Origin of the sequence: Mycobacterium sp. SMC-13 (genome assembly GCF_045311035.1) — a bacterium.
In the GTDB taxonomy this organism is placed as follows: domain Bacteria; phylum Actinomycetota; class Actinomycetes; order Mycobacteriales; family Mycobacteriaceae; genus Mycobacterium.
Window position 1 is genome coordinate 1 of record NZ_JBJIAI010000062.1, and the last position, 7,086, is coordinate 7,086.

A 7,086-nucleotide genomic window follows, 5' to 3' on the forward strand; every position below is an offset into this window, starting at 1 on the left:
GTGATCATCCCCGGGAAGGCGCGCCCACATTCACGCCGCCCTACCAAGGCTCATCCACAGGTTCTGATCATTGCTCTGAACCAACACGGAACGGGCCCAACGGGTTTGGAATCGGGGGGACAGGTATAGTCAATGACTCGCTGCTTGCGGCCGTACTGCCCGTAGAGACACGCATCGCCTGCATCAAGATGCTTCTATCGAACGCCGCCTCCCCTTGGGAACCGGCCACGAACCGTGATAGTTACCTCATCGCCGCCAGCAACCTAGTCGCCAACCTGGACGATGAGCATCGCACTGGCTTCTTCGAAACAGCGATGGATTTCGCAACACGTCCACCTTTCTCGTCCGCCGACGCCGACAACGCATCGATGAGCAGTCCGTTGAGCGCAATGCGCATCAACGACAAAAGCGACTGCCGGCCAGCGGCAACATATTTGGCCGCAAAGTTAGCCGTTTCGTCCGATGAGAAGCGGCGGGTGCGCGACGCTGCGCTGCGTCTCATCGGTGTCGGCTCGGACGAGGACTACAGAATTGCAACAGCACTTGAACGTGTAGGCACTGACCTGCGTGACAGCATCGGCTTCCTTGCACAGGGCAGCTGGCCGTTACGCCGTCTCGCCGCCATACTGTGGGCCGACTCAGCAGACATTCCCGATGAGCTCGGGACAGCGTTAGCCCGTGACGCAGATGTCCGTGTGCGAATTGCATCGGCACACGCCCTCGTTAAGGCGATACACCGTCAGGACTCCGCAGCGCGAGACATACTTCTCAATGACCCCAGGTGGTCCGTCCGTTCACTTTTCACAGATGCGCGGGTGAACAGCTAGCAACCGACTATCCATCGGATAGTCACTGCTTCGAAGAGGCCAGCGCCGCATCCGCCGACATCAGGTCCATCGGACGCGCCGGTAATGCCCACTTACGTCGGCTCCGAACCGTACTGGTCTCGTCGCGCGAGGCGCTCGAGCAGCTCCCTGCTGTTCTCGGCTATGCTTAGGGCGATCTCGTTGATACGTGCGCGGCGTTCGTCCTCCGAAAACTGGGCGGCGTCGTCCGGCAAGCCGTCCCGAGCCTGGTCTACACCCATTTCCCGATGCTACGCGCGAGTCCGCGGTCCTAGTCGGTTCCGCCGGCGAATAGCTCGCCGACGATGTCGATCTCCTCGTCAAACGCGGACTCGTCCGTGGCAAGGACTGGGAGTATCTGCGACACGGTGCGCCGCGCGACCCGCAATCGATAGTCCGGGCGATCGACGTGGTCGCCGAGGGTGGTTCGCAGGATCCCGACCACGGTGGTGGTGTGATACTTCGCGATGATCTCGGCTCGGTGCTTGATTTCTTCTGACGGCTGTCGGGTCCCGATGATCGCATCCTCTATGACTGCAGCCAGGTCATAGATGGCCTGCTTAGGGATGATGCGCTCGAAATTGAAAAGGTTGGGGTAAGTGGTCAGTTGCTCAACCAGGCGGGCGACTGCGACAGCGACCCGTTCCCCTTGCTCGACCGCACCACCCCTTCGATCGATGTCTGCCGCGATGAGCTCAGATGCGTTGTCGCGTAGCCGAACTGCGGCCAGTTGGATCAGATCGGCGGTGCCATCGGGGAAGCGGCCATAGAAGGTCGCGGGGCTGATGTCGGCGTGTTTACAAATTTCAGTGGCGGTGATCTTGCGGTCAGCGTCCGTCGAACGGCCCAGCTCCAAGAACGAGTTCAACAGCCTGTCCTCAGTCTTGACTCGGCGAGTCTCGGCGCCGCGCAGCTGCGCTTCTTTGATCTTCGCCTTGCGTCGAGCGGCTACGCCGGACTGATTTCGTTTGTCTTCCGTGGCCATGAGGACCTCACTCTGTTGACCGGCGGTCGCCGGTGAACCCATCTATGTCAAGGGCGCGACGGTCCGTCAGCGCGTGACGTTTACGTCCGAGTCAGAATACCATTCGGTTCATAACTTACACTGATTCATATTAAAGACAGTCTGAATCATATAAATATATCTCTCAGTCATAGATTTCTATGTTTCAGGTCGGTACCGTTGATTCATCGGCTCCGACCAGCGCCGATACGCCGAAAAGGGAGATGACATGAGGTTCGGAACAAACGCCCGGCGCTGGGCGGCGGTGGTCGCAGCGACCGCGTCGCTGAGCGCGGGATCGGTGGCCGCACAGCCGGCTCTGGCTCAGGCAGCGACAAAGAAGTACCTGGAGACCAACTGCGTCATCAAGGCGGTCACCGGTAATGGCCTGAAAGGCCACGGTTGCGACCTATGGGGTACCCCGCATTGGGTCGAGGTCGGGCAAAAGAGTCACCCCCTGCCCGAACAGGTGGCTGAGGCGGTCACCGACTGCCTTACCCACGGAATGTTCGGACTTGTGGAGTACACGGCGGACGGAGGTTTCGAAGAAATGCCCCCGCCCTACGACCTGGCGGGCGCCGGCGCTTTCATCGCCGACGGCTGCGTCAAGGGAATCACCGAGGCAACGGTCAAACTGGATGGGAAGCACTAGACGAGCAACTCGCGCTGCCGAAATGGCAAACCCCGACGACCGACAGGTCACAGATTGTGCCGTGCAAGCCACAGCGTGCGGACCACCCGCGCAATCCAATTGGGGGTCAGACCCATTTGCCGATAACCGCCTGCCATGAGAACCGTCGCGCCATTCGACATTCATGGAGCCGCGCGATAGCTGTGGTGAACGCGACCCCACCGCCGCGATGCGCGGTAGCTCCCACTTCCGACTCCCGGAGTGCTGGGATCACATGAGCACACCGGATCGCCTCATCGACCGCATGACCTGGCGGTTTGCAGGTGCGAAGGGGCCGATCTCCATAATTCCGGCTGACGTCGATGGAGTGGCCGATGCCGTACCCCGTCACCCACTGCGCGGGCATGAGTCATCTCCTCCCGGGCGCACTCAGCCCAAGAGGCCATTTTTGACTAGCGTCAAGTTATGGCGAAAAGCACCGTCACAACCACGATCACCTCCGGAACCGTCGAAGGCTTCACCGAAGCTGGGGTGCACCGCTGGCGGTCGATCCCGTACGGCCGCCCACCGATCGGCCTACTGCGGTGGCGTGCTCCACAGCCGGCGGAATCGTGGCTCGGAATTCGCGAGTGCCACGAATTTCGACACTGTGCATATCAAGAGCGCAAGTACACGATGGTGGGACTGGGCAGATACCAGTCGATGAGCGAGGACTGTCTGACGCTCAACGTGACGGCCCCGGAGGGGTCGGGCGACCAGCCGCTACCGGTGATGGTCTTCATCCACGGTGGCGCTTACATGCTCGGCAGTTCCGCCACGCCGCTCTACGACGGCGCCGCCCTCGCGCGCCAAGGATGCGTCTTTGTGTCGGTGAATTACCGCCTCGGCGCGCTGGGCTGCCTCGATCTGTCGTCCTTGTCGACTGCCGATATCACCATCGAGGACAACCTGTACCTGCGCGACGTGGTGTTGGCATTGACCTGGGTGCGCGACAACATTGCGAAGTTCGGGGGCGACCCGGGCAACGTGACCATCTTCGGTGAAAGTGCCGGCGCACATACCGTCGCCACGCTGCTCGCGGTCCCTGCTGCACGCGGGCTATTTGCGCGGGCCATTTCTGAGAGTCCGGCAAGTGTGTTGAGCCGAACGCCGGCCGTCGCCGCTGAGTTCGCCTCGCGCTATGCGGAAACGTTGGGCCTACGGGTTACCGGCGCGGCTCCTGCGCTCATGGACGCCGGACCTGATCAGCTGGTGGCCGCACAACTGTCGTTGACCGACCAGACCACCGAGTTGGGTGCGTTCCCGTTTGGTCCCACTTACGGCACCGACTTCCTGCCCGTCGAACCGGTCGAGGCCATGCGATCTGGCATTGCGTCGCGCGTACCACTGATTGTCGGCACCAATGCCGAGGAGGGGAAGTTGTTCGACCGGCTCGTCAAACTCGTTCCGCTGAACCCAAATTCGATCGAACAGTTACTTTCCGACATCGAACCCGGTCACAAAGAAAGGATCACTGCGGCCTATCCCGGCTATCCCAATCCGGCGGCGTGCGTCCAGCTTGGAGGCGACCTGGTCTTCGGCTCAGCCGCCTGGCAGATCGCTGAGGCACACAGCAACCACGCTCCCACCTTTCTCTATCAGTTCGACTATGCACCCCGGGTGCTCCGCTGGACGGGTCTAGGTGCCACACATGCCACCGAGCTGTTCGCGGTTTTCGACGCGTACCGCAGCCCCGTCGGCAAACTACTGACCGCTGGGGCCGACCGATCCGCAGCGCTTCGTGTCAGCGACGAGATGCAACGACGGTGGCTCGCCTTCAGCCAGTCAGGAGTTCCGGGCCACGACTGGCCTCACTATCGCGCAGATGAGCGTGCCGTCATGGTCTTCGACCGCGAATCACGCATCGACCACAACCCGCATGCCGTGCGCCGCCAAGCATGGGACGGCTTCTCCCTAGGGCTGCCGACAGCCGGTTAGTGCGACGTGCAGCCGCAATCCGGCGCAGGCGGGCAAGGCGGCTTCTCATTGAGCTGGTAATTTCGCCAAGCCGTGCCTGAGAAATGACAACACCGCCGCCGGCCACTCACCACGCCCAGGGAGCAATCCTCTTCCTGATCCGCTGATCAGTTGCCCACTGCCACAGCTGGTCTCGTTGCGGAGTGCGCCCGGTGAATTCGATCCAGATGACCCAGCGGCATCTCAAAACGTTGTCATTTGCAAAATAGCGGGAAATCTAGATTGAGAACGTGAAACGCATTGCGTCAGAAGCGCACTGCGAGGTCTTGGGCGACTAGTCTGCGGACGCCCCAGAAGTAGGTCACTAGTGGCATGGTGCACCACAGGACGTTGATCAGGAAGAATTTCACCCACATCTGCAATGGCGACGACATACTTTGGAAGTTGTGCGCGATCTCGACGCCGAAGTAGACCGCTGGGAGCGTGACCTCCACGATCATGCCGGCCATGATCAACGACAATTGGATGCTGCTGAACCGCTTGCCATTTCGGAAAAACTGGAAGAGCGCGTAGGCTTCGAACAGCCCGACAAATAGGGCGATCCACTCCAGGCAGACGATCAGTGGATCTGCGTTGAGGTAGCGTGCGTCACCCCCGAGCAGGATGGGCGACCACATGTAGGTCCAGATTGATCCGTTCTCTACTCCTGCCCGGATCTGGTCGAAGAGCAGTAGCCACGGCAGTTCCCAAATGAAGCGTGGGATCAGGGCGATGAACACCCACACGATCACCATGGCGCCGAATCGTTCAGCTCGTGTCCGCGCCCGCTGGTCGGCGAAGGCGATCCACGGCAGGATCAGCGCAGTCACGAAGCAGCCGATGACGACGAGCACCATCGCCGTCGAAGCGACCTCATGCGGCAATCCGGCGTGAAATTCCAAGTACCAGAACACCGGGTGCACGGCGAAGAAGAATGCCAGTACTCCGAACAACGCCTTCTGCAGCGACGAGAAGCCGCGGTGGCTGGATGCGCGTCGGATGCCACGGTGTCGGATCGTGTCTGTCATGAACGGGCCTCCACGTTGAGGGGACGGTAGACGATGTGAACCCGGCGCCGTGGGCTGCCGTCGCCGGCGTGTGAAAAACCTTGCGTGACTTACAGAGGCACCCGACTCTAGTTTTATATTGTCTGTGATGTTATAACACGTGTTAGGGTTTTCCTGCCGGTTCGGGCGTCCGGGTGACAACGCTGATTGCCGGCGACCGCGCGGCCTGCTACGTGGACCGACCTACCTCGAAAGGGGGCTCGAAGTGCAGATTTCGTTCGGTCGACGAGCGAAGGTGCGATTGGCCGCAGCGGCCTTGGCGGCCTCTTTCGTGGCAACCGTAGGCACCACCTACCTGTCGTACCGGGGAACATTCACACCCACCGTCAACGTGACCTTGACATCACCGCGAGCCGGCCTGGTGATGGACCGTGACGCCAAGGTGAAGTTCCTCGGCGTACAGATCGGCAAGGTCTCCCTGATCTCGTACGACGGCGCGTCGGCTCAACTGACCCTTGCCATCCGGACCGACGAATTGTCCAAAATTCCGGCCAACGTCACCGCCCGGATTGCCAGCAGCACGATTTTCGGCGCCAAGTCGGTCGAACTGCTTCCACCGGCTCAACCGGCAAGAAGCCGACTCGCGCCGCAAGCGCATTTGCAGGCCGCCGACGTCAGCGTTGAGGTCAACACCCTGTTTCAAACACTGGTCAACACCCTCGACAAGATCGATCCGGTTCAACTCAACACAACACTGACCGCGCTCGGAAATGGCCTGCGCGGCAACGGCAAGCGCATCGGTGACGCCGTGGCGACTCTCGACCAATACCTAGGGACGATCAATCCACACTTGCCGACACTCGAAGACGACGTGCCGAAGGCGAGCACGGTGGGCGACGTCTACAACGCGGCCGCTAACGATCTGGTATCCACCCTGGGCAACATTGCGCCGATCAGCCACACCATCGCCGACGAGCGCGACCAACTCAGCGCGACGTTGCTTGCGGCCACCGGCCTGGCGGATGCCGGCGCGGACACCCTCACCCCCGCCGCGGCCGACCTGATCGCTGCTATTCAGCGGTTGCGCGCTCCTTTGGGGGTCATGAGCCAGTACTCACCCGAATATGGATGCCTCATAACCTCTTTGGCCAAGGCATACAAGAAATTCGGTCCCTACATCGGCGGCACTCAACCAGCCCTGTTCGTCAACGCCGGTTTCATCCCGGGGTCACCGGCCTACACGTATCCGGAGAGTCTGCCGCTGGTCAATGCCTCGGGCGGCCCCAACTGCCGTGGCCTGCCTGATCTTCCGACCAAACAGGGAGCTGGATCCTGGTATCGACCACCGTTCCTGGTGACGGACAACGCCTACGTTCCCTATCAGCCCAACACCGAGCTGCAGTTTGACGCTCCCTCCACGCTGCAGTTTCTGTTCAATGGTGCCTACGCCGAACGAGACCGGTACTAATGACCACGCAACGAACCGCTCTGAAAGTCGGCATCTTCACCGCCGTCATGTTGCTGGTGAGAGAAATAGTCAAATCCTGTGGATCGAGGGTCGTCAGGCGACCTCGGACACTGGGGTGTCGGGCGATGGTTCCGGGG

The 7,086-nt window shown here is 61.0% G+C and carries 6 protein-coding genes and 1 pseudogene; 4 read left to right on the forward strand and 3 right to left on the reverse strand.

All coding sequences use genetic code 11. The features are described 5' to 3' along the window. Positions 1-827: pseudogene (locus tag ACJH6I_RS31425) on the forward strand (hypothetical protein); the annotation flags it as partial. A gap of 92 nt (positions 828-919) precedes the next feature. Here the strand turns inward: ACJH6I_RS31425 and ACJH6I_RS31430 are convergent. Next, entirely contained in the window at positions 920-1,087 is a 168-nt protein-coding gene (locus ACJH6I_RS31430) for a hypothetical protein (RefSeq protein WP_165694933.1), read from the reverse strand. 29 nt (positions 1,088-1,116) lie between these two features. After that, positions 1,117-1,830 carry a TetR/AcrR family transcriptional regulator gene (locus ACJH6I_RS31435; RefSeq protein ID WP_095795392.1) on the reverse strand — a complete coding sequence of 238 codons (714 nt, stop codon included), beginning with the start codon at positions 1,828-1,830 and terminating at the stop codon, positions 1,117-1,119. Positions 1,831-2,077: 247 nt separating this feature from the next. On the opposite strand from ACJH6I_RS31435, the gene ACJH6I_RS31440 reads away from it, so the two are divergent. Both ACJH6I_RS31440 and ACJH6I_RS31445 read left to right on the forward strand, forming a co-directional pair. Beyond that, positions 2,078-2,500: a hypothetical protein gene (locus ACJH6I_RS31440; RefSeq protein ID WP_079630308.1), complete on the forward strand. Its 423-nt coding sequence runs from the start codon at positions 2,078-2,080 to the stop codon at positions 2,498-2,500. A 444-nt stretch (positions 2,501-2,944) separates the two neighbouring features. After that, a complete protein-coding gene (locus ACJH6I_RS31445; protein ID WP_079630309.1) occupies positions 2,945-4,456 on the forward strand; it encodes a carboxylesterase/lipase family protein in 1,512 nt (503 codons plus the stop codon). Between the two features lie 284 nt (positions 4,457-4,740). On the opposite strand, the gene ACJH6I_RS31450 is transcribed toward ACJH6I_RS31445, so the two are convergent. Further along, complete coding sequence (locus ACJH6I_RS31450; RefSeq protein WP_079630310.1) at positions 4,741-5,502, reverse strand: hypothetical protein; 762 nt, start codon at positions 5,500-5,502, stop codon at positions 4,741-4,743. Positions 5,503-5,746: 244 nt separating this feature from the next. Between ACJH6I_RS31450 and ACJH6I_RS31455 the strand changes: the two genes are divergently transcribed. Next, entirely contained in the window at positions 5,747-6,949 is a 1,203-nt protein-coding gene (locus ACJH6I_RS31455) for an MCE family protein (protein ID WP_079630311.1), read from the forward strand. Positions 6,950-7,086 lie beyond the last annotated feature (137 nt).

Bases quoted from the DNA above. Each gene is read 5' to 3' on its own strand.
- ACJH6I_RS31450 (WP_079630310.1), bottom strand. From the start codon at position 5,502: ATGACAGACACGATCCGACACCGTGGCATCCGACGCGCATCCAGCCAC.
- ACJH6I_RS31445 (WP_079630309.1), top strand. From the start codon at position 2,945: ATGGCGAAAAGCACCGTCACAACCACGATCACCTCCGGAACCGTCGAA.
- ACJH6I_RS31435 (WP_095795392.1), bottom strand. From the start codon at position 1,830: ATGGCCACGGAAGACAAACGAAATCAGTCCGGCGTAGCCGCTCGACGC.
- ACJH6I_RS31440 (WP_079630308.1), top strand. From the start codon at position 2,078: ATGAGGTTCGGAACAAACGCCCGGCGCTGGGCGGCGGTGGTCGCAGCG.
- ACJH6I_RS31430 (WP_165694933.1), bottom strand. From the start codon at position 1,087: ATGGGTGTAGACCAGGCTCGGGACGGCTTGCCGGACGACGCCGCCCAG.